General features: G+C 48.8%; 22 protein-coding genes and 1 pseudogene. 22 read left to right on the top strand and 1 reads right to left on the bottom strand.

Annotation, left to right across the window (positions count from 1 at the left end; genetic code table 11):
• Positions 1-91: 91 nt before the first annotated feature.
• Complete coding sequence (locus tag AC0YNV_RS38950; RefSeq protein ID WP_475772829.1) at positions 92-1,129, bottom strand: LacI family DNA-binding transcriptional regulator; 1,038 nt, start codon at positions 1,127-1,129, stop codon at positions 92-94.
• A 415-nt stretch (positions 1,130-1,544) separates the two neighbouring features.
• Between AC0YNV_RS38950 and AC0YNV_RS38945 the strand changes: the two genes are divergently transcribed.
• The 22 genes and pseudogenes from AC0YNV_RS38945 to AC0YNV_RS38840 all read left to right on the top strand — a co-directional run bounded on the left by AC0YNV_RS38945 (position 1,545) and on the right by AC0YNV_RS38840 (position 21,011).
• Positions 1,545-2,543, top strand: coding sequence for a Gfo/Idh/MocA family protein (locus tag AC0YNV_RS38945; protein ID WP_475772828.1), 999 nt, complete (start codon positions 1,545-1,547; stop codon positions 2,541-2,543).
• Positions 2,544-2,625: 82 nt separating this feature from the next.
• On the top strand, positions 2,626-3,453 hold the full coding sequence (locus AC0YNV_RS38940) for a sugar phosphate isomerase/epimerase family protein (RefSeq protein WP_475772827.1): 828 nt from the start codon (positions 2,626-2,628) through the stop codon (positions 3,451-3,453).
• A 75-nt stretch (positions 3,454-3,528) separates the two neighbouring features.
• A complete protein-coding gene (locus tag AC0YNV_RS38935) occupies positions 3,529-5,139 on the top strand; it encodes a type 2 periplasmic-binding domain-containing protein (RefSeq protein ID WP_475772826.1) in 1,611 nt (536 codons plus the stop codon).
• 90 nt (positions 5,140-5,229) lie between these two features.
• On the top strand, positions 5,230-6,186 hold the full coding sequence (locus tag AC0YNV_RS38930; RefSeq protein WP_475772825.1) for an ABC transporter permease: 957 nt from the start codon (positions 5,230-5,232) through the stop codon (positions 6,184-6,186).
• An 11-nt stretch (positions 6,187-6,197) separates the two neighbouring features.
• Positions 6,198-7,076: a carbohydrate ABC transporter permease gene (locus AC0YNV_RS38925; protein WP_379114360.1), complete on the top strand. Its 879-nt coding sequence runs from the start codon at positions 6,198-6,200 to the stop codon at positions 7,074-7,076.
• 330 nt (positions 7,077-7,406) lie between these two features.
• Positions 7,407-8,564 carry a glucose 1-dehydrogenase gene (locus AC0YNV_RS38920; protein WP_475772855.1) on the top strand — a complete coding sequence of 386 codons (1,158 nt, stop codon included), beginning with the start codon at positions 7,407-7,409 and terminating at the stop codon, positions 8,562-8,564.
• Positions 8,565-8,566: 2 nt separating this feature from the next.
• Positions 8,567-9,736, top strand: a complete 1,170-nt coding sequence (locus AC0YNV_RS38915) for a Gfo/Idh/MocA family protein (protein WP_475772824.1) — start codon at positions 8,567-8,569, stop codon at positions 9,734-9,736.
• The gene (locus tag AC0YNV_RS38910) at positions 9,723-9,872 is read left to right on the top strand and encodes a hypothetical protein (protein WP_475772823.1); all 150 of its coding nucleotides are present in this window, start codon (positions 9,723-9,725) and stop codon (positions 9,870-9,872) included. The genes AC0YNV_RS38915 and AC0YNV_RS38910 overlap by 14 nt, the downstream gene beginning before the upstream one ends.
• A gap of 55 nt (positions 9,873-9,927) precedes the next feature.
• The gene (locus tag AC0YNV_RS38905) at positions 9,928-10,698 is read left to right on the top strand and encodes an SDR family NAD(P)-dependent oxidoreductase (protein WP_475772822.1); all 771 of its coding nucleotides are present in this window, start codon (positions 9,928-9,930) and stop codon (positions 10,696-10,698) included.
• The gene (locus AC0YNV_RS38900) at positions 10,695-11,537 is read left to right on the top strand and encodes an MBL fold metallo-hydrolase (RefSeq protein ID WP_475772821.1); all 843 of its coding nucleotides are present in this window, start codon (positions 10,695-10,697) and stop codon (positions 11,535-11,537) included. Before AC0YNV_RS38905 ends, AC0YNV_RS38900 begins: the two co-directional genes overlap by 4 nt.
• 235 nt (positions 11,538-11,772) lie before the next feature.
• The gene (locus tag AC0YNV_RS38895) at positions 11,773-12,534 is read left to right on the top strand and encodes an SDR family NAD(P)-dependent oxidoreductase (protein ID WP_475772820.1); all 762 of its coding nucleotides are present in this window, start codon (positions 11,773-11,775) and stop codon (positions 12,532-12,534) included.
• A gap of 25 nt (positions 12,535-12,559) precedes the next feature.
• The gene (locus AC0YNV_RS38890) at positions 12,560-13,534 is read left to right on the top strand and encodes a sugar phosphate isomerase/epimerase family protein (RefSeq protein ID WP_475772819.1); all 975 of its coding nucleotides are present in this window, start codon (positions 12,560-12,562) and stop codon (positions 13,532-13,534) included.
• A gap of 33 nt (positions 13,535-13,567) precedes the next feature.
• Positions 13,568-14,353 (top strand): SDR family NAD(P)-dependent oxidoreductase, encoded by a 786-nt coding sequence (locus AC0YNV_RS38885; protein ID WP_475772818.1) that lies wholly within the window; start codon positions 13,568-13,570, stop codon positions 14,351-14,353.
• Positions 14,354-14,870: 517 nt separating this feature from the next.
• Positions 14,871-15,035, top strand: coding sequence for a hypothetical protein (locus AC0YNV_RS38880; protein WP_475772858.1), 165 nt, complete (start codon positions 14,871-14,873; stop codon positions 15,033-15,035).
• Entirely contained in the window at positions 14,992-15,231 is a 240-nt protein-coding gene (locus AC0YNV_RS38875; RefSeq protein ID WP_379219603.1) for an aldo-keto reductase family protein, read from the top strand. The genes AC0YNV_RS38880 and AC0YNV_RS38875 overlap by 44 nt, the downstream gene beginning before the upstream one ends.
• A 223-nt stretch (positions 15,232-15,454) precedes the next feature.
• Positions 15,455-15,664 carry an FAD-dependent oxidoreductase gene (locus AC0YNV_RS38870; RefSeq protein ID WP_475772817.1) on the top strand — a complete coding sequence of 70 codons (210 nt, stop codon included), beginning with the start codon at positions 15,455-15,457 and terminating at the stop codon, positions 15,662-15,664.
• A 92-nt stretch (positions 15,665-15,756) separates the two neighbouring features.
• The gene (locus tag AC0YNV_RS38865; protein ID WP_475772816.1) at positions 15,757-15,990 is read left to right on the top strand and encodes a DUF2691 family protein; all 234 of its coding nucleotides are present in this window, start codon (positions 15,757-15,759) and stop codon (positions 15,988-15,990) included.
• A 1,300-nt stretch (positions 15,991-17,290) separates the two neighbouring features.
• Positions 17,291-17,507 (top strand): annotated as a pseudogene (locus tag AC0YNV_RS38860) (transposase); the annotation flags it as partial.
• 162 nt (positions 17,508-17,669) lie between these two features.
• Positions 17,670-18,368 carry a response regulator transcription factor gene (locus tag AC0YNV_RS38855; RefSeq protein WP_475772815.1) on the top strand — a complete coding sequence of 233 codons (699 nt, stop codon included), beginning with the start codon at positions 17,670-17,672 and terminating at the stop codon, positions 18,366-18,368.
• 1 nt (position 18,369) lies between these two features.
• Positions 18,370-19,329: a sensor histidine kinase gene (locus AC0YNV_RS38850; protein WP_475772814.1), complete on the top strand. Its 960-nt coding sequence runs from the start codon at positions 18,370-18,372 to the stop codon at positions 19,327-19,329.
• An 82-nt stretch (positions 19,330-19,411) separates the two neighbouring features.
• Positions 19,412-20,347 (top strand): ABC transporter ATP-binding protein, encoded by a 936-nt coding sequence (locus tag AC0YNV_RS38845; RefSeq protein ID WP_475772813.1) that lies wholly within the window; start codon positions 19,412-19,414, stop codon positions 20,345-20,347.
• The gene (locus tag AC0YNV_RS38840) at positions 20,331-21,011 is read left to right on the top strand and encodes an ABC transporter permease (RefSeq protein WP_475772812.1); all 681 of its coding nucleotides are present in this window, start codon (positions 20,331-20,333) and stop codon (positions 21,009-21,011) included. The genes AC0YNV_RS38845 and AC0YNV_RS38840 overlap by 17 nt, the downstream gene beginning before the upstream one ends.
• Positions 21,012-21,561: the final 550 nt, after the last annotated feature.

The following is a 21,561-nucleotide window of genomic DNA, read 5'->3' as shown; positions in this document are numbered from 1 at the left end:
GTATCAGCACGAGCTTACTATTTCCGATAGATAAGCGTCCTTTTATACTTTCATTATTGCCGCTGGTTGGATTTTGAGTGTTTGATTCACGTCAGGCGCGTGTCGTACGCGTGCTTTCCCCGAAGCTTACCTTTGTAGATAAGCGAATGACCTCGAAAGGTCTGTTTGGGCGCTGCATCCGGTACAGCAACTCCTCTGCTGCCCGCATCCCCAGTTGAAACTCATCATTCGTAACCGTTGTAAGCGAAATATCCAGAAGCTTCGTTTCTTTCATCTGGTCAAAACCCGATATGGCGATATCCTCCGGAACCCGCATTCCATTTTCCTTTACGAACCGGATGGCGTGAAGCGCCATAAGGTCGTTACCGCATATCAATGCGGTAGGAAGCTGATCGAGCGCTCCAAGTGTATCGGCCATCCCTTCAAAGGATTGATAACTGGTAGAATGCGTGTTCGTTATGCAGTAATTTGGATTTTGTGGAATATTCGATTCATGAAGGGCTCTGCTATATCCCATCCAACGCTCGAACAAGCTGCGGGAATTAATATCTCCTATAAAGCCGATCTCCCGGTGCCCCGACTCAATCAGATGGCGGGTAATCTGGTATACGCTTTCTTCGCTCTCCATTAAAACCAGATCGGTTTTGAGGTCGGTCAGCGGCAGTTCGGCATTCAAATCGATAAAAACCTTCGGAAGGGAGTGCTCCAGTAATTTCTCGGTGTAGGCTTTGTTCACCATTCCCACTACGATAAATCCGTCAATTGTACTGTTCAGCATGGGAGGCACCATGAGGGATATAATATCTTCATCTTTGATAAAGGACATCTTCATGTCGTAACCGCTTCCTCTGAGCACATCTTCGACGCCGCTCATCAGGTTCATCCAATATCCGCTTGCACTCACGTCGATTCGGGTTAAGAAGGCAATGCACTTCGTACTTCGGGAAATAGCGGGTCGTTCGCTGGAGCCGGGGATTATTTTGTTGTAACCCATAGCAATAGCCTGTTCTATGACTTTTTTCCTGGTCTCTTCCGAAATGCTCGCGTGATTATTTAGTGCCTTTGATACCGTGTTTCTAGAGATACCCAATTCATTGGAGATGTCGTAAGTTGTCACTTTTTTGTTCACAAGTTTCCAATCCCTCTTTTGTACGATTCATAGTTTAATTTTAATAGTTGAAGAATATTTGTCAACTATTGTGCAAATTTTGCAGTATTGTTTACTTTACGAATTGATGAATCGTTTAGATTGTAACATTATTTTCAGTTTAAAAATATTGTCGAAAACAACAAATAAGACTGTTAACACCTGCATAAAAATGATATTTACACCAAAATGCTATGGTGTTATAATCTACGCAAACAGATTGATGTGCAGAATGATGATAATGTAACGTTCGTAACAGTGCGTGTTTATCTACTTTGGTACAACAATCTTTTTTTGAAGATGGTATGTAAGCGCTTTATTTAAACCGTTTTCTGTTTGAAACGGGATCGGCCTGGATTTTCGCAATGAATAAAATTTCTTTATGGGAGGCATTACGATGGCAAAAGTTCGTTTTCTTATGATTGGTGTAGGCGGTATGGGAAGGCAGCACATCCGCAGACTTTTGAATGTGCCTGAGGCTGAAATCGTCGCTTTGGCGGATCCGTCCGATACGGCAATCGGGCTAGTGAAGGAAACTTATCCTGAGCTCGCAAACATAGCCGTCTATGCGGACTACCGGGAGGCGATCTCCCAGTCCGGCGCGGACGCCGCTGTAATTGTTTCGCCTCACAGCATGCATTTTGAACAGGGGATGGCATGCCTTGACGGCGGCCTCCACGTGCTCATGGAGAAGCCGTTCGTAAGCGGCTCCGATCATGCGGAGCGCATTATTGCACATGCCGGGAAGCTGAACCGGCATTTGGCTGTCGCCTACCAGCGTCACCTGATGAGCCCTTATATCTATATCCACGACTTGATAGAGAAGGGGGAATTGGGGAAGATCAACTACATCTGCGCTTATCAAGCGCAAAGATGGCTGATCGGCGCAACCGGGTCATGGAGGCAAAACCTTGCTTTATCGTGCGGCGGGCAGTTAAACGATTCGGGCAGCCATCTGCTGGATGTCGTGCTTTGGGTAACTGGCCTCGAGCCGGAAAGCGTATCTGCAGTCATTGAGAACCACGGCAGGGAAGTCGATATCGATTCCGCCGTGACCGTCCGTTTCAAGGGGGGCGCAATCGCGACCTTTAATGTGGTTGGCAGTGCCAGCATCAGCTGGCATGAGGATGTTTCGATCCACGGTGATAAAGGATCGGTCTTATACCGGAACAATAAGATATTGGTCGCGAGGGAAGGAGAAAAGTCCCTTACTGAGGTGTCGGTAGAGGAGCTTCCAGCTTCGAGCGATCCGGACATCGACTTCGTTGACCTCGTACTTGGAAGGGTGAGTGAAGCAGCTGCACCGTCCAGCTGCGGTTTAAGAATCGCCCGACTAACGGAAGCGGCATGGAAGAGCGCCGCTAATGGCAGCAAGGTTATCTCATTATCAGAATAATTGCGGTTGAGGCTTGACTGGCGGTCTGATTCCCCCAGCTGAGTAAATGGATGGATACAGGAAGCGATAAGGAGGCAAGTACATGATTAGAGGATTGACCCGAGCCGGATTGGGATCATCTTGGAGCAATGAGGAATTTATCCGTAAAGCGGCAGAATACGGCTTCGAATCGGTGGACATTGATGCGAAAAGTTTGATAGGTACTTTGGGCTCGGAGGGCGCGGCAAGCTTGCTTGCCGAAACCGGCATTGTGATCGGCGCGATCGGTCTCCCGGTTGATTGGCGCAGCACAGACGCAGAATTCAGGCAAACGCTGCCTGCTCTCGCCGAGTCAGCAGCGGCAGCGGCTGCGCTCAACTGTACTCGCTGTGTCACATACATTCTGCCTTCCACAGATAATCCGTCCGCCCGCTTTATGGCGCAGGCCATCTATCGGCTTCGTGTCTGTGCAGAAATTCTAGGTGCATATGGGCTGCGGTTTGGTCTGGAATTTGTTGGGGCCCACCATGCACGCACGTCCAGGAAGAATCCATTTATTTGGACAGTGGAGGAAACGCTCGATATGGTCGCCGCAATTGGCCTCCCCAATGTCGGACTGCTGGTTGATTCTTATCACTGCCATACGACCGGATTTAAACCGTCCCAACTGGAGCAGTTGAAGGCAGATCAAATTGTACATGTTCACATCAACGATGCCAAAGATTTGCCGGTTGAGGAGCTGAGAGACAACGACCGCCTATACACAGGTGAAGGCGTAATAGACTTGAAAGGCTTCCTCACCGCACTGAAGAAGACCGGTTATGACGGGTCGGTAGCACAAGAGGTGCTGACTCCAGAGCTGCCCGCAGGTGATCCTGAGGAGCTTCTGAAGCGGACCAAAGCAGGCTTTGACCATATATTTCCGGACTAATCGGTTTCACTTATCGGACATTTTGGAGGCGATTACAAATTTGGTCAACAGTTGAATATTGAGGAGGGATTGAAGTTGAAGAAACAAATCAAAACGAAATGGCTGGGGCTTACGCTGGCCGGCATGATGCTGCTTGGCGCCGCTTGCTCGAACGGCGCAAACAGCGGCAACAATGCGCCAGCGAACAACGGGACAGCCAATACCGCCGCGCCGAAGCCGCTAGATCTGAGCATTACGCTGAATGGCGGCCCGAAGACACCGGATTCGTGGGCTGAGAAGACTTTAGAGGAGCAGCTGACAGATAAACTCGGCAGACAGGTGACGATCGATCCGATCTTCCTGCCGGCTTCAGAGGTAGATACGAAGATCAACTTACTGATGAGCGCCAAGAACACCCGACCGAATATACTATGGACCGGCGATACGAAGGAATATACGAAGTGGGTCCAGGCGGGCATCGTTCAGGACCTTACTCCATCGCTGCAGAAATACGGCAAGGAAATTATTGATTACTATACCAAGGATACGTTGTTTTATCATTGGGATTCCAGCGGTAAATTGTATCAAATCCCCGGAGATGTCGCAGAAGCCGGCACCATGACCACAATCATTCGCAAGGATTGGTTGGATAAATTAGGGCTTGAGGTGCCGAAAACGCTTGATGAATTCGTTAACACCCTCCGTGCCTTTACGAACGATGACCCGGACGGCAACGGCAAAAAGGACACGTACGGCTTGTCTGGTGATTACTTTTTCCGCAGTCTCGCTCCGTTCTTCTACGCATACGGGGTGGATCCCGATGCTTTCATCAAGCAGGATGACGGATCGATCAAATACGGCGCCACTATGCCGCAGGTCAAAACGGCTCTGCAGCAGATTGCCCAACTGTATGGAGAAGGCGTTATTGACCCCCGAATGGCCAGTGCCGCGAACATTACAAACGAAAAAGTCGATGAAATTTATGCTTCTGGCAAGGTCGGGGCGTTCTACCGTTGGGTCGCCAACTTCAATCCGTCAAGCAATGCAACCATCAATTTTAAACAAAGCAACCCGGGCGGCGAATATATGGCAATCGATCCGGTGGCGGGACCGGACGGATTCAAGTCCGACATTCCGTCTGCCCCAAGAGGCTGGTGCTACCTGGTCGTGACCGACACGGGCTCCGCCGACGACGCGGTGCAGGTGCTCAATGTCATTGCTTCGCCGGAGGTCAACTCCTTGCTACGGTTCGGCAAGGAAGGCGAGCATTATACAATGGACAACGGCATGTATAACAGAACAGTTACGCCAGACGAAGCCAACAAGCTTGGACTCGACAATTTCTCCTGGGTAATCACGCGCAAGGACGCGTCCAACCTTTCCAATCTGCCCGAAGTAACCGAAATGTTCGAATACAAAATTAAAACGTCCCAGCCGATGCGCGACAAGATCGCTGTATTCAAAGCAACGAACCGTCCGCAATGGGACAAATACTCCACCGATATCGAAAAAGTCCGCGACGAGACGTTCTGGGGCATCATTACAGGCAAGCTCGGCATCGATGAATTCGACAAATTCGTAGCCCAATATCAGCAGCTTGGCGGTAAAGCAGTGGATGAAGAAGCGAACACGCTTTATAGTGCCCAGGAAGAAGAATACGCCAAGTATGACAAATGGTACGAGGAAAACATCACACCTTATAAGTAAGTCGCTGCATAAAGTTTAATGGCAAAAAGGTGAAGAGTAAGCTCCGGGCCGGAGCTTCTCTTCCATTTCAAGAAGAGATGAGGTGTCCAAATGAAAACCTCTGCAAAAACCTTGGCCCGGACAAATATGGGTTCTTCCAGTCAACGGAAATTGTGGAAGGACATTTTGCGCGACAGGTACTTGTATCTGCTGTTATTGCCCGGCATGCTTCTGATTTTTGTCTTTCGCTACGCCCCGATGTACGGCATCGTCATCGCCTTTCAGGATTACAATATTTATAACGGAATAAAGGGCAGTGAATGGGTCGGTTTCGGGCAATTCAACAAGTTATTCCATTCGCCTGATTTCTACGAGATATTGCGCAATACGCTGGTGATCAGTGTGTATAAGCTGGCGGCGGGCTTTTCCGTTCCCATCATCCTTTCCCTGCTGCTCAATGAATTAAAGAACATGGTCTTTAAACGGATAACGCAATCGATTATTTATTTGCCCCATTTTGTGTCGTGGGTCATTTTCTCCGGCATCCTCATTACCTTCCTCAACCCAGTCGATGGCCTGGTCAATTATATAATCAAAGGCGCCGGCGGAAAGCCGATCGATTTTCTCATCAATGTGGATTACTTCCGTTCCATTCTCGTGGTGAGCGATCTGTACAAGGAAGTAGGATGGGGAACGATCATTTATCTGGCGGCCATGTCGGGAGTAAACCCGGAGCTGTACGAGGCCTCACGAATGGACGGGGCGAATAAAGCGAAGCAGATGTGGCATGTGACGCTTCCGGCGATTCGGCCTGTTATTATCATTCTCGTTATCCTCAGTTTGGCCAACATTCTGGAAGCTGGATTTCAGCAAATCTTCCTGCTGTACAGCCCGCTCGTATACGATGTCGGCGACATTATCGATACTTACGTCTACAGGGTGGGGATTGCCGACGCCAATTACAGCTATGCAACCGCGGCTGGCGTATTTAAGTCTTTGATTGCGATGATCTTAATCGTATCGGCCAATAAAATCGTGAAGAAATTCGGACAAGACGGGCTCTGGTAGGAGGTGGGGACTTGATTGGATTATCGAAGGGTGAACGGTTGTTCCATGTGCTGAATTATATGTTTTTTATTTTGCTGATGGTTGCGATGATCTACCCGTTTTGGTATATCGTCATGGGCTCGTTAAGCGAACCGGAAAAGACAATGGGCGGCGGACTTTTTCTGAAGCCTGAAGGCTTCTCGTTATACGCTTACAAGGCGGTATTGCAAAATATTTCGCTGCTGACCGGCTTTCAGGTGACGGTTATCTCGACCTTGGGCGGCGTGCTGATCGGGACGTTATTCACCGCGACGACGGCCTATGCCCTCTCCAGAAAGCGGCTGCGCGGGCAGAAGACCTTTGCGCTGCTCATTCTGTTCACGATGCTGTTCAGTGGCGGGCTGATCCCTACGTATCTTCTGGTCAAAGGGTTGGGCATGATCGATTCCTACTGGGCGCTGATTCTGCCAAATGCAATGGGGGCATGGAACATTTTTGTCATGCTGAGCTTCTTCCGCGGCATACCGGATGAGCTGGAGGAGGCGGCCAAGATCGATGGGGCGGGCGATTTGACTGTATTTTTCCGTATCGTGCTCCCGCTGTCCAATGCCGTTATTGCGACGATCTCCTTGTTTATCGCCGTCGGATACTGGAATGATTTCTTCAGCTCCCTCCTTTATATGACGGAAAAGAATATGTGGCAACTGCAGTTGGTGCTCAATGATTTAATCAGCAACACGAGCGCTGCAGCCGGGCAGTCGGGACTTTCCATCGGCTTTCAAAACCAGGTGAATGTATTTACGATTCGCATGGCTGCAATTATGGTATCCACAATTCCAATTTTGATCGTCTATCCGTTTTTGCAAAAGCATTTTGTGAAAGGAGCCTTGATCGGTTCCGTCAAAGGATGAGATTGTCCAACGAATGATATACAATGAGAGCTGAATTTGGATCGCTTTGTTATTTTCAGACTCGTTTTGAATAACAGTAATGAAACATTAAATACATTTCTTTACAATGAGCTATCCCAATAATATGATGAAGGTGCTGTTACAATTTAAATAGAACCTAAAGCAACGGGAGGAGGATAATGTCTTTAAGCGGTTTTGTGAGCGCTTCCTTTTTAAGGCCCAAATAAAACAAACGCTCCATGTCATTCAGGCTGCCAGACGGCAGTCTTTTTGGCAACATTACAGAGATTTGCAGACGGATAAAGGGATGGCATTCGGATTAAGGGAGTGATGATTTTGAAAGCGATTACGATCAGCGGCGGAGAGAGTCAGGCGACAGTGTCGTTGGCGGATATCCCGAAGCCGGATTTGACTGGTCCGCAGGACGTTTTGATTCGGGTGCTTTGCGTCGGACTCGACGGAACGGACCGGGAGATCATCGTAGACAACTTTGCCAGATACCCCGAAGGCAGATCGGAAATGGTAATCGGTCACGAGCTGTTGGGCGTTATCGAGGAAGCCGGATCCGAGTCCGGACTATCCCGCGGTGATCTGGTTACGGCCCTTGTAAGGAGACCTTGCGGTGAGGAAGCGTGCGTCAATTGCCGCAGCGCTCAGCAAGACTTTTGCCAAACCGGCCGTTACACGGAACGGGGGATAACAGGTGCGGACGGCTATCTGTGCGAGTATGTAGCGGAGCATTCAAAATATGTTGTTAAAGTTCCTGATGAGTGCCTGCCGTACGGGGTTTTTGTCGAACCGCAAAGCATCGTGGAAAAAGTATATACGCAAACCTTAAAGATTCAGCAGCGCATGATATGGCAGCCCCGGACGGTGCTTATTTTAGGTTCCGGGCCTTTGGGCATTTTGGCGGCGTTGACATGCAGAGTGCTCGGCCTTGACACGTACGTTTGGTCCAAATCTGACTCTGCAAGCATGAACGCGGACATCATTTGCCGCATCGGAGCACATTACCGGGAAGCTGAACCCTCCGCCGAAGACGCATTCTTGTCCGGTTTAACCGCATACTCGAAACAATTGGGCATAAGCTTTGATATGGTTTGGGAATGCACCGGGCATGCGCCTCTCGGTTACGAGGCGATCCCACTGGTGAACAATAACGGAATCCTCGCGCTTCTCGGCATTACTCCCGGCAGCGGCCGACTGGATTTGCCGAGCGATTTGACGTATCAGGAAATGGTCATCAAAAATAAGTGTATCATTGGCTCCGTCAATGCGTCGTATCGCGATTTTACGGCTGCCATCCATCGTCTTCGCGACATCGAGAGCCATTATCCAGGCATGCTGGGCATGCTCCAGACGAACCGGTTGTCCTTCGAGGATGTACCGGCTATCGATTTTGGCAAGATGACAATAAAAGCGGTTGTTGATGTGGTTCCCCAAGCTCAGTGGGCTTCTGTGAAGAAGAAATTCAAGGAGGACATATGACGATGAGCAAAAAACAAATCCGGATTGGCATGATTGGCTATAAATTCATGGGCAAGGCCCATTCCCACGCATACAGGGACGTGCCATTCTTTTTTGACAGCGACGGCATTCCGGTGATGCAGGCGATTTGCGGACGCAACGAGGGAGCTGTGAAGGCGGCTGCCCAGAAGCTGGGTTGGGCATCGTACGAAACCGATTGGCGCAAGCTGATCGAACGAGACGATATTGATTTGATCGATATCGGTGCCCCGAATAACGCTCATGCGGAAATTGCCATTGCCGCTGCTCAAGCAGGCAAACATATCCTCTGCGAGAAGCCGCTTGCGATGAGCGTGGAGCAAGCCCAAAAAATGCTGGAGGCGGTCAACAAAGCCGGGGTTATTCACATGATTTGCCATAACTATCGCTTTGTACCCGCCGTTCAATATGCGAAGAAGCTGATCGACGAAGGAAAACTCGGCAGCATCTATCATATTAGAGCGAATTACTTGCAAGACTGGATTATAGACCCGAACTTCCCGTTGGTATGGCGTTTGAAAAAAGAAGTTTGCGGTACCGGCGCGCTTGGGGATCTTGCCGCTCATTCGCTTGATCTTGCCCGTTTTCTGGTAGGCGAGTTTAAGGAAGTGAACGGAATGATGGAAACCTTTATCAAGGAACGTCCGATCGGAGAAATGAGCGGCGGCTTAAGCGCCAGTGTGAAGAGCGGAGCTCTCGGGAAAGTCGACGTAGACGATGCGTCTATATTTATGGCCCGCTTCGAAAACGGAGCTGTCGGGGTTTTTGAAGCTACGCGCTTTGCCGGCGGCAACCGCAACGGAAACCGCTTCGAAATCAACGGCACGAAGGGTTCGATCCGTTGGGATATGGAGCAGATGAACACCCTGCAATTTTATTCCGCAGATGATGAGACCGGAACGCAGGGCTTCCGCTCCATTAATTGCCAGGAGGAAGTCCATCCTTTTGCAGGAGCGTATTGGCCGCCAGCCCATATTATCGGCTATGAGCATACGTTTATAAATCTGATCTCGGAACTGATGAACGGCATTGCCAACGGCAAAAATCCGACGCCTAATTTCGAGGACGGCCTTAACAACCAAATGGTGCTGGAAGCCGTGGAGAAATCGGCTCAGACAGGGCGGTGGGTATCCATATCGGATGTTAGATTCTAAGTTATTGTACGAAAGCGGGTATAGAGGATATTTGTCGCTGGAACTGTTTATTGAAGACTTCGAGGCCAAGAGCGCTTTGGAGTTGGCGAAGTTCGAATTGGATTCGATTGTGAATACGTATCTCATCGAGGCATGACAAGCGGATAAAACAGCGAATAAATGGAGCGAATGCACTGGAAGGCGGGATCGGCATGGGAAGCCGGCTTAACGGCAAGGTGGTCGTCATAACAGGTGGAACGAAGGGTATCGGGAAGGGAATCGCTTTGATGTGCGCCAAAGAGGGTGCGTCGGTTGTGGTGGGGGGAAGGAATGAAAAAGACGGTGCCAAAGTTGTACAGGAGATAAAGGATGTCGATAACGCAGAGGCGTTGTTTGTCAAAGGGGACATCAGCAAAGAAGCGGCGTGCAAGCAGCTGATCGATGAAACGATTAACAGGTTTGGCAGAATCGACGGTCTTGTAAACAACGCCGGCATTTTCCCGCGGGGCTCGATGGTGGATACATCCGAGGAAATGTTTGATTCGATTTTTGCCGTTAATATGAAAGGCGCTTTCTTCTGTTCAATGTACGCGATTCAGTCGATGCTGAAAACCGGCGGTGGTTCCATCGTCCATATAGGCTCGACGAACGGCTATAAAGGCGGAAAAGAATTGGCCGCTTACTCTTGTTCCAAAGGAGCAGTGCTTACGTTAAACCGCCACATCGCAGCCCATTATGGAAGCAAGCATATACGTTCGAACTGGGTTACCGTCGGCTGGGTTGCCTCCGAGGGGGAAATTGAACTTCATCAGAACATGGGCATAAGCCCGGACGATTTGCAGAAGAAGGCGTCGTCGCATATTCCTTCTGGCCGCATGCAAACACCTGAAGATATGGGGTATGGAACCGTCTTCTTATTGTCTGATGAATCAAGCCAAGTAACAGGCACAGAGCTGCACATCAACGGGGGGATCGGCTTATGACGGACAAACCACACAAACGTATAGGGGAAGCGCTAATCCGAGAGATCGACGATACCCGTGTACCGTTCGGTATGCTCGCTATTTGGTTTCTCGGCCAGTGCAGCGTCGCGGTCAAGGGGGGAGATACGGTCATTTACATCGATCCGTATTTGACTCCATCGGTGTATCGGGCATTTGAGCCACCGCTTGAGCCGGGGCAAATGACGAACGCGAATTATGTTTTAGTTACCCATGACCATATGGATCATATGGATCCGGACACCATTTCCGCTTTAGCGGAGGCCCACGAAGACCCGGTTTATATGGCGCCGGGATATTGCCGGGAATCGATGCTGCAATTCGGGGTTCGACCGGAGAAGCTGATCTTGGCGCGAACGAATGAGTGGTGGAATGGGCCGGGATTCCGCGTCAAACCGCTGCCCTCAGCCCATGAAGAGTTGGAATACGACGATGAGCTGGATCACCGATTCGTAGGCTATGTTGTGGAACTCAACGGCGTTACGATGTATCACGCTGGCGACACTACTGTATATCCCGGATTGATCGAAGCGTTGCAAGCTGAATCGATAGACCTCGGTATGGTACCGATCAACGGGCGCGACCCGTTCCGCAATGCAAAGAATATCGTAGGCAACATGAATTATCGGGAAGCGGCAGAGCTCTCGGTCGCAGCCGGCTTCGATACCGTCATTCCGCTTCATTATGATATGTTCGCAGGAAATTCGGAACACCCCGGTTATTTTATCGACTATCTATACGATCGGCACCCGACGCAGAAGAGCCATGTATTAGCACGGTTCGAGCGATTTGTGTACGTTCCCGCCACAGCATTGTGTTGATAAAAAGAGGGGTTGAGAATGAACCAATCGTATCGTGTGGCCTTTATCGGCTGCGGCAAATGCGCCCGTTTGCACGCTCTTGGTGTTAAAGCCGACGGCAGATTGCTTTCGAGATGGTATTGGTCAGTTATCTGAACGAGAAAGAGCCTGGACTGGTGTAATCACAAATTCCGAACGGTAGAATCGGTTACCCCGCGATGAAATTCAATCATGAATAATGGAGGATATACCAACGATGACTAATTTCAAGCTGGACGGCAAGGTTGCACTTATTACAGGCGGAAGCCAGGGGTTGGGGCTGGAATTCGCCCGGGCGTTGGCGAATGCCGGAGCGAGTGTCGCCGTCACTAGCCGTGACAAGCGGAAGGCGCAGGAAAGTGCGGAACTGATCCGTAAGGAAACGGGACGAGACACGCTGGGGGTTGCTGTCGATGTGATCGATTATGAGCAAATTCAGGCGATGGTGGACCAAGTGATCGGCACTTTCGGACGATTGGATATCCTGATCAACAATGCCGGCGTCAACGTTCGCAAGCCGATTCTCGATTACGACGAATCTAGCTGGGATTTGGTGCAAACGACTAATCTAAAGGCGCCATTCCTGTGCGCCAAGGCTGTCGTACCGCATATGATCAAACAAAAGTTCGGCCGCATTATTAACATCGCCTCAATGCTCGGCCAAGTTGCACTCGCGGAACGGTCTGCTTACTGCTCCAGCAAGGGCGGATTGATCCAGCTGACGAAGGTAATGGCGCTTGAGTGGGCCGAGCATAACATTACTGCAAACGCCATCTGTCCGGGACCATTTGCGACGGAGATGAACCAGGTCGTCATCAACAATCCGGAAGCGAACCAATTTTTCCTGAATCACTTGCCGCTCAAGCGCTGGGGGAAGCCGGGGGAGCTAAACGGTCTCATCGTTTATTTGGCGTCAGAGCTATCCAGCTTTATGACCGGGTCGTCACTCGTCATTGACGGGGGTTGGACTTCAGAATAAGGAATCATTAGGGGAGGTGTATTGAATGAGGTTCGGACTAACGGCAAATGGAACAGTCTATGCGATGGGCATTGCCCCAGCGGCTGGCCGGCCGCGCATTACGGCCAAGGAGCTGCTTCAATCGGTGGAAGCATACGGGCTGCAGGGCGGAGAAATTCCCCTTGATGTGTTGAAGCATAGCGATGCCGACGAGGCAGCCGACTATGCGCGCGAGCGGGGGCTATTTATCAATGTAGGTGCAGGCGGCTTCGAACCCGCGGCACTGAAGGAAGCGCTGCAGCTGGCCGACAGAATCGGAGCACTGACGGTACGAACGGTCGTCGGCGGAGCCAAGTTCGGCGGCGACCGCAGACATATGGCTGGTGACTGGAAGCGGTTCCTCCAATCGATTTTACATTCGTTCCAGGAAGTCATGGAATCGGCTAACCCGGCCGGCGCGAATTTGGCTGTTGAGAACCACCAGGACCTCGCGTCCGAGGAGCTGCTCTGGCTGTGCGAAACGATCGGTTCGGAGAAGTTTGGGATCACGCTGGACACAGGCAATCCACTGGCTACAGCTGAAGAGCCGACTGACTTTTTCCGACGAGTAGCCCCGTGCGTGAAAAATGTGCATCTCAAAGAATATGCTATATACACGTCTGAGGAAGGGTACCGGCTCGTACGGAAGCCGCTTGGACAAGGGGTGATTGATTTCCCCGAACTGCTTCGGATCTTTCAAGCAGCGAATCCGCAGGTTACGATGTCGATCGAACACGGCGCCCTGGAAGCACGGCATGTCCGCGTGCTGATGGAAGACTTCTGGACGGAATACCCGCAACGGTCGGCGCTGCAATTAACTCGCCTGCTCAGGTTCGTCGAGGATCATGCGAGAATGAAAGGCGATTGGCGCACGCCGTTCGAGAAGGGCGCATCGGCGGAGGAGATCGCCGCTTACGAGCTTGAAGAGCTTGATGCGGGCCTAGCGTACTTATCGAACTTACGAAAGCGCTATTCTGAATAGGCTGCAATTTAAATTATCCATGAGGTGATTCCGATGGCGACAATGGACTTACGTGGTAAAAATGCTCTTGTAACCGGTTCCAGCAGAGGCCTTGGTAAGCAATACGCGATTGACTTAGCTCGGGCAGGCGCTAACGTCATTATTCATGATGTAAATGAGGATGCCGCCGCTCGCTTTAACGAGGCGGTATCGGGCAGCGCCGTGGCGGCGGAGATTGCTGCGCAATATGGCGTTAAGAGCCGTTTCCTCGCGGCGGAGCTGTCCGATTCGGAGCAGGTGAAGGCGTTGATCAAGCAATCGATTGAGGTGCTCGGATCGCTCGATATTTTAATCAATAACGCCGGCGGCGATATCGGCCGGCATACGCCGCGCCCGGACCCGAACGACGCGCTCGATATCTCTGTGGAAGACATCCGCTCGGTCGTAGAACGCAATCTGCTGTCAACGATGTATGCATGTAAGTTCGCTGGCCTGCATATGCGCGAGCGCCGTTCCGGTAAAATCGTCAATGTGGGTTCGGTAGCCGGGCACATTCCGGTGCGGGAAGGCATTATTTACGCCTCGGCGAAGATGGGCATTTCCCAATACACCCGCAGCTTAGCAGAGCAGCTTCGCCCGTTCGACGTCAACGTCAATTGTATTTCCCCGGCGCCGACATATACGGCCCGATTCCTCGCTACCCGTACCGTTTCTGGCCAAGAGGACCGCTCGCGTTTACAGCAGATCGCCCAGCCGGAGGATATGTCCAATATCGTCATGTTCTTGTGTGGTCCGCAGTCGGATGCGTTATCCGGCGAGACCATCGTTTGCTGGAAATAACGTGACGCGTAAGGTGGGATAAGCGCTGAGTGACGCATTAACGTATATCATGAAGCAAGAAGTTCCGGCAAGCTGCAACCTGCAAAACCAAGCGGCGGGTCCGGAGGGCTCGCTTCCGCTGACGAGACATGCCGAGCGGTGATTTGTTCGGATTGAGCCAGAATGTCGGAATAGGCTGGAGGTAGGGACCGAGCACCCTGGGCAAAGCCAATGCAATGCATTAAGGCACAGACGCGTTTTCCGGCGTGTAAGAAGAGGGCCGATGGAATCCCACCGGCCCTTCTTTTCGTCCATTTCGCTTGAAGCGGACTGGCTAATGATGCTAAAATAAGTAGATTACGAAGAACACAAATTTTCACAGCCGTTTTATTTTCGGTACGTGAAGGAGCGTCCGGAAACGGACAACAATCAAATTTGGGCACATAACTGCCACGGAGAATGGATTAAACTTACGACAAGTATGTTTTTTTCTATTTTCCGTGGCTTTTTTGCATGCAAATACAGGGAGGAAGTTGGGATGACTACCACTACTAAAGAGAAGAACACGGCGACGACGACGGAGAAAGGCGAGAAACTTGGATCGATTGCAACGGGTGCTGGCCAGGAAGGTCAGGGCGCTCGATTGCAGCAATTATCGGATTTCCCGGGTACAAGAGGTCATAAGGATCAGCCGTTCCCATAACTGGGCAGCATATTCCTGCATCCAACAACGTCATACGTATCTTCATCCTGATCCGGAAGCGGACTTTGGTATACAGGTCAGTGCGAATGAAGAGCTGTTAAGCTATTGTAAGAACCATGAGGATTTTTCGATCCTGGCTTACTCGCCTTTGCTTAATGGCGCATACACGCGGCGGGATGTGGCTCTTCCGAAGTAGTACGAAGGACCGGAATATTGGGATAAAAACATTATGAACGTTAAACTCCCTCGGTGCGATTTACTTTTCTCACGAATGCTTGCTTATTCGCAGGATTTCACCCTTGCCAGAAATACAGAAAGATAGTAAGAGAACCCACGGGTAGACCCGGACAACATGAGGGCGTGAGGAAATAGAGGGGAGGTTACAATCCCAAGATCGGGAAGACGCAACCGTTATTACCGTGAAAGAGGAGAATGGCGGAAACGGTCGTATCGAGGTTGACGCCACGCTGGTCGCGGCCGGCAGGAAGCCGAATATGGAGTCGCTCGTGCTGGAGAAAGCTGGCGTAGCCGTTACGGAAAAAGGATTCATCTCGGTGGATAACACACTCCCGACGAGTGTGCCGCATATTTGGGCGATGATGTCAACGGGGGTCCGCAATTTACGTTGATTTCGTTATTTCCAGCAGATTGTACTATAGATGGAGAAACACTGCTTAAATGTATCAAAACAGATTCATCTCAGTAAATCATCCATGCGGATTTGAAAGCTTTCCCTACTGGAAAACAAGTTATCAATCAGGAAACATTCGAAGATTTTCTTCACAGTGAATGCCAACTCGTTTTACTCATCGTGGACTGCGTTTACATGACTGTTTACTGTAAAGTTCCAGATATCTTAGAAAGTTTATATTTGAATGCTAAGGAATTATATTTAGTTTACTTAACTTACATTACATCAGATAAAGATTTTCGAATAAGATTAAGTGTTTGGTAAAGCGGAATAAACACCTCCTGACAAGTCATTATTTATTGAGCTAACTGGGCAACGGCAATCTAGGACCTTTTTTCGTCCATGTCTGCCGCTGCTTTTTTTTCATGCATGACTTGTTGTTTTTAGACCAGGGGGATGCGGTGGTAGGGACGATTATCCGTATTTTGGTTAGCACGTCGCGTCTGAATGGCGGTCAGCGCTTCTGGGGAACCATCGTGAAGTTCATGATGCTCATTTAAGCAGTGGCTTCTCGCCCCTGTATGATTTCATCTTTGTCTCCTCCGGCATCGGCAGTACCTCTCGCGAAAGTGCTTTTTATGCAGCCGTTTGGTTCTGTATATGTTACAATTGCAAGTAGTTCATTGTAAATTTGGAAATATATAGGTTTCTTGGCTTATAAAGAAGTACCCAATTATATCATTTTCGTGATTTTTGTCCTATTGGCTTCAATTTATATTTTCTTGGAACCCTTACGACCCCAGAGGTTCCTCGATGTTAATGGGCTTATTTTGAATAGGGAGAATATTATAAATATGGAATAAGGAGCTGGAATATGTGATCAATCATCCATACAAGGTATTGGGGGCAATATTTATGATTTCAAGTGGATTAATCTATACTATTGAAAGATGTATGGCTAATATTTCTAATTCGTTTATTGTGGCTGGTTACGCGTCACATGGTACAAATACTAATTTCAACCAGAATACCCGAGTTTCAATGATAACTTTTTTGTTTTGTTTTTCTTAATCATTGGAATTTTAATATTTGCTTATAGGTTAATTAATAAACACTGAGCTAACTGGCACGATAGTGGAGGAGCAGGTGCCGTGATACACTACCTAAACTATCGTGTTCTTTGAGTTGAAGCTATTTTTATAATTTATCTAACGAAGAAATTCTCCAATTCCCCCCACCTTCATTTAACCCGCCAAACCAATTATCAATACAGTTATAATAAGAAGCGAAACTTCATAAACAACGTTGCCGCGGGACCGATCAGTGGCCTCACTGCTCCTTTATTTCTATTGATGTGACAGGGAGGACACCCGTCCACTAAGCTTGAGCTAACTGGGCACGATAGTTTAATAATGAAACAACACAAAACAAAGGAGCAGCTAAGCAAGATTCGCTGTACGTAGCCGTGAAGTTGCCGGACCGGACCGCCCACCCGATGGAGATTGCTTTTGGCGTGGTCGCCATTCAATATCCGCCAGCCACGTTTAAGACCGCCACAACGGATCGCGGAAAAGAGTTTGCTTGCTAAGCCTTCCCAGAGAACGTTCATGGCGTCAAGGTCTAATTCGCAGATCCCTATTCTTCTTGGCAACGGGGCTCGAATGAAAACGGGAATGGTCTCCTGCGAGAGTTCTTCCCAAAGGGACATGACTTCGCCGAGGTCATAGATGAAGTACGGGCTGAAGCCATCCGCAGCTTCATCAATCTTTACCTCGTAAATGTCTAGGCTGGAAGTCTGCTCACGAATCTTTATGGACCAGGTGTCGCACTCCGTCAATTGATAAAAACCTTTTAATGGCAACATGAAGGTGCCATATGAAGGAAAATATAATTTTTTTACATGTGAATATAAACTTCTTTTAAGATTAACTTTGCTAGGATTTTTTAGTTTATTTTCGAAGATTGTAGTGTCATTTATAATTTCTAATTTAGGAGGTGTTACGGTGGCAGAGACCTTATTGCTTGTAGAAGACGACCGGTACTTAAGAGAGATTGTATCCAAGCACTTGACAATGGAGGGGTATCAGGTTGTGATAGCTATCGATGGGGAACAAGCCAAACGGTTTTTTTCTCAGGAAATATTTGATTTGATTATTCTCGATCTAATGCTGCCGGGCATAAACGGGATGGATTTATTGCAGCAGATAAGGCTTAAGAGCTGGATTCCCGTCTTGATCGTGTCGGCGAAAGACGGAGATGTGGACAAAGCACTGGGGCTCGGTTTCGGAGCAGACGACTATTTGGCCAAGCCATTCTCTCTGATCGAATTGACGGCGAGAGTGAAAGCGGCCATTCGGCGATCTAAGATATCCTCCGAAACGAATGTCTTGAGCGAGGCTCGTACAATAAAGATTTTCGATCTTATTATCGATCCGGACAATTTCTCTGTGATGAAGAATGGTGAGAAAATCAAATTGACTGCGAAGGAGTTTCAAATTTTGCGGTTGTTTGCGATCCATCCGAGCCGGGTTTACACGAAGGCGCAAATTTACGAGCAAATTTGGAATGAAGAATACTACGGAGACGAGAACGTAATTAACGTGCATATGCGACGGCTAAGGGAGAAGATCGAAGTTGATCCATCCTCCCCTCGGTACATTAAAACATTGTGGGGAATCGGCTATAAGCTGGGGGATCAGTGAAATGACAATCTTCTTGTGCATAATTTTTCTCCTATCGTTGTTTATGAATGTTATGCAATACAAAGCGAAGAAGGAACGAAGCACCAACCTCCGATACATATGCGGTAAGCTTTACGGCATCATTTCCGATCGGACGAATGAACGGCTGCTGCTCGTCACGGCCGATCAGGAGTTAAGGGAATTCCTGATCGGGGTAAACCGGTTGCTTGCGTACAATCATGAGATGATCTCGGACAGTGCCCGGACGAAACTATCGATGAGAAGAATGCTTTCCAATGTTTCACACGACCTGAGGACACCGCTATCAGTCGTTCTCGGCTATATCGAGACGATCCGCTATAGTCGTAATCTATCCACCGAGGAGAGAGACGTTCTATTGTCCAAGGCGCAGCTGAAAACGGTGGAAGTGTCGGGCCTCATAAACAAGTTTTTCGATTTAGCGAAGCTGGAATCCGGTGACTGGCTGATAAACCGGAGAAGAGTTCATCTAAACGAGGTTTGCAGGAAAAATATGCTGAGTTATTACGATATTTTTGAGGGCAAAGGAATTGAAGTGTCTATCGAGATTCCTGAAGCACCGATCTTCATTTACGCTGATGAAGAGGCGCTGAGCCGAATCCTGGACAACTTGTTGTCGAACGCCATCCGGTACGGGTATGAAGGCGGCATTATCGGACTAACGCTGCATCATGATAACACCCATGCTTATATAGGTATATGGGATAAAGGCAAAGGAATACGTGAAACGGAGAGGGACCGGATTTTCGAACGTTTGTATACGCTTGAGGATTCCCGGAATTCATCGACGGAGGGGAGCGGTCTGGGGCTAACCATCGCCAAGCGGCTGACAGAACAGCTGGAAGGCTTCATTGATGTGAACAGCAGTCCCTATGAACGGACGGTGTTTACCTTGCGGTTTGCAAAGCTGAGTGAATTGTTTCGCGATACGTCTCAGAAGTAAGATTTTCGTAAGAATCGATTAATAGAAAAGACAGAGCCCCCGGATAAAATGAGATACATAGCACAGGGGAAGGAAGTGTACCATGAAGTATATACTTCGAACACATCAGTTGACGAAAAACTACCGCGGGATGGAGGTCGTTAAGGGAGTGAGCATGAACATCCGGCAGGGTGAAATTTATGGTTTTCTCGGCCCTAACGGCGCAGGAAAAACGACTGTGATGAAGATGATGACGAATCTTGTGAAGCCAACAAGCGGTGAAATCGAAATCTTGGGGGAGAAATTGACGCCCACTTCGTACGAGGTATTGAAAAGAATGGGCAGCATCATAGAAAATCCCATCTTTTATGAGAAATTTACGGCTCAGGAGAACTTAGAGCTTCATTGCGAGTACATGGGTTATTATAACAAGAATGCCATCCATGATGCGCTGGAATTGGTGAAATTGAAGAATGTCGAGCGTAAGCGGGTTAAAGAGTTTTCCCTTGGCATGAAGCAGCGGCTGGGTATCGCGCGTGCCATATCGACGAAACCCGAGCTGCTCATACTGGATGAACCGATCAACGGACTCGATCCCGTCGGTATCCGTGAGCTGCGGGATTTATTCCTTTTGCTGAGCCGGCAGTATGGCATTACCCTGCTCATCTCAAGTCACATTCTGGGGGAGATGGAGCAGATTGCAGACACGATCGGTGTCATACGTGAAGGGAAGCTGTTGGAAGAGGTATCGATGGACACGATTCGAGGAAGACAGACGGAATATATGGAACTGCATACTCCGGACATCACGAAAGCCACTTTCATACTTGAGAATGGATTAAATGTGACGAATTTCCGGATCATTGAGGGAAGCAGCGTCATCAAAATCTATGACCTGAAAATTCCCCAAAGTGAGATGGCGAAGGCTTTAATCATGAACGGAGTATCCGTAGATTCCTTCAACAAGAAGAGCCACTCGCTCGAGGATTATTTCTTGCAATTAATCAAAGGAGGCGGCCAGCATGATGCATCTCATTAAATTGGAAATGAGAAAAATGAAACTCGGCGGCATCCTCAGAACAGCGATCATTGCCAATTTGGCTATTCTCGGGTTCATCCTGCTCATCAGTTCAGATATCTCCGAAGGACAGCCTGCTTTTAAAGACTATGCAGAGGCGCTCGTTATAATTGAATCGATTGTCAAAGCTACGTTTGTCATTTATGCTTCCGTCCTGCTTTCGAGGATCGTCGTGGACGAATTCAGGAACAACACGATTTCTATCCTGTTTATGTACCCAATCAACCGGAAAAAGCTGCTTTTGTCTAAACTACTTATCGTCTGCACGTTGACTTTTGGATTAGTGGTCATATCCGATTTGCTTGTGTCTATCGGTTTCTACTTTTTCAATGAAAAGCTCCAGTTCGTGAAGGATTCTTTGACGACCGATATCGTGGCGGATCAAGCGCTTCGACTTGTGACCAATGCAGCAGCTACCGCTGGAATGGCGCTAATTCCTTTGTTTTTCGGTATGCGCAAAAAGTCGGTGTCGACCACCATTGTATCATCCATTCTCATCGTCGCTATACTTAATTCTGGCGGTTCAACCCTGAGTTCCATAATCGCGGTACCCATCATGCTCGGGATTGTCGGTTTTTTCATTGCTTACTTATCGATTCGCAAAGTGGAGCATGTGGATTTATAACGAAAATCGAGAAGCTTCAGAGGACTCGATCCCGCCGGTATCCGTGAGCGGGATTTGTTCCTTTTGCTGAGCAGGCAGTATGGCGAAATTGCTATCCAAATTTCTTATGAAGACGGATTAGAAAAAGTGAAGGCTTGACCTAGGCTTTACCCTTTTGAAATATCCAGGCCAATGACGGGATTCATCTTATTCATCCTCTCAGATTGTATAATTGCCAGTAACCCCTATGACATCTGCTTGCAGTTCCACAGCATCGTAAGTGATGCGAGATCTAAAGTCCCAACCAGCCAAAACATGGTTTTTACAAGTAGGGGGTGAACAGTTTTAGCAGCGGGATGTGTTTCCAGAGACACGATCGTTCAACCCCGGCTACCGTTTATTACGCCTATTTCATAAAAAGAGGTCAACCAGTAAAAACTGGCTGACCTCATAATAAGAGGGGCACGATAGCATTCCTGTAGAGCGTTAAATTACCGCTTTGCAAAAAAACGAGCGCCTCGGTACGATGGGAGTACGCAACGGGTCATAGCCCTTTAAATCCCATCATCCA

It is taken from the genome of Paenibacillus sp. JT31N11 (genome assembly GCF_056269285.1).
This window is presented reverse-complemented; position numbering and strand designations above follow the sequence as displayed.

What these genes read in the sequence shown, in the direction of transcription:
- AC0YNV_RS38940 (WP_475772827.1), top strand. Translation starts at nt 2,626, where the DNA reads ATGATTAGAGGATTGACCCGAGCCGGATTGGGATCATCTTGGAGCAAT.
- AC0YNV_RS38880 (WP_475772858.1), top strand. Translation starts at nt 14,871, where the DNA reads ATGACTACCACTACTAAAGAGAAGAACACGGCGACGACGACGGAGAAA.
- AC0YNV_RS38915 (WP_475772824.1), top strand. Translation starts at nt 8,567, where the DNA reads ATGAGCAAAAAACAAATCCGGATTGGCATGATTGGCTATAAATTCATG.
- AC0YNV_RS38900 (WP_475772821.1), top strand. Translation starts at nt 10,695, where the DNA reads ATGACGGACAAACCACACAAACGTATAGGGGAAGCGCTAATCCGAGAG.
- AC0YNV_RS38890 (WP_475772819.1), top strand. Translation starts at nt 12,560, where the DNA reads ATGAGGTTCGGACTAACGGCAAATGGAACAGTCTATGCGATGGGCATT.
- AC0YNV_RS38895 (WP_475772820.1), top strand. Translation starts at nt 11,773, where the DNA reads ATGACTAATTTCAAGCTGGACGGCAAGGTTGCACTTATTACAGGCGGA.
- AC0YNV_RS38920 (WP_475772855.1), top strand. Translation starts at nt 7,407, where the DNA reads ATGATTTTGAAAGCGATTACGATCAGCGGCGGAGAGAGTCAGGCGACA.
- AC0YNV_RS38910 (WP_475772823.1), top strand. Translation starts at nt 9,723, where the DNA reads ATGTTAGATTCTAAGTTATTGTACGAAAGCGGGTATAGAGGATATTTG.
- AC0YNV_RS38930 (WP_475772825.1), top strand. Translation starts at nt 5,230, where the DNA reads ATGAAAACCTCTGCAAAAACCTTGGCCCGGACAAATATGGGTTCTTCC.
- AC0YNV_RS38945 (WP_475772828.1), top strand. Translation starts at nt 1,545, where the DNA reads ATGGCAAAAGTTCGTTTTCTTATGATTGGTGTAGGCGGTATGGGAAGG.
- AC0YNV_RS38840 (WP_475772812.1), top strand. Translation starts at nt 20,331, where the DNA reads ATGATGCATCTCATTAAATTGGAAATGAGAAAAATGAAACTCGGCGGC.
- AC0YNV_RS38885 (WP_475772818.1), top strand. Translation starts at nt 13,568, where the DNA reads ATGGCGACAATGGACTTACGTGGTAAAAATGCTCTTGTAACCGGTTCC.
- AC0YNV_RS38845 (WP_475772813.1), top strand. Translation starts at nt 19,412, where the DNA reads ATGAAGTATATACTTCGAACACATCAGTTGACGAAAAACTACCGCGGG.
- AC0YNV_RS38850 (WP_475772814.1), top strand. Translation starts at nt 18,370, where the DNA reads ATGACAATCTTCTTGTGCATAATTTTTCTCCTATCGTTGTTTATGAAT.
- AC0YNV_RS38905 (WP_475772822.1), top strand. Translation starts at nt 9,928, where the DNA reads ATGGGAAGCCGGCTTAACGGCAAGGTGGTCGTCATAACAGGTGGAACG.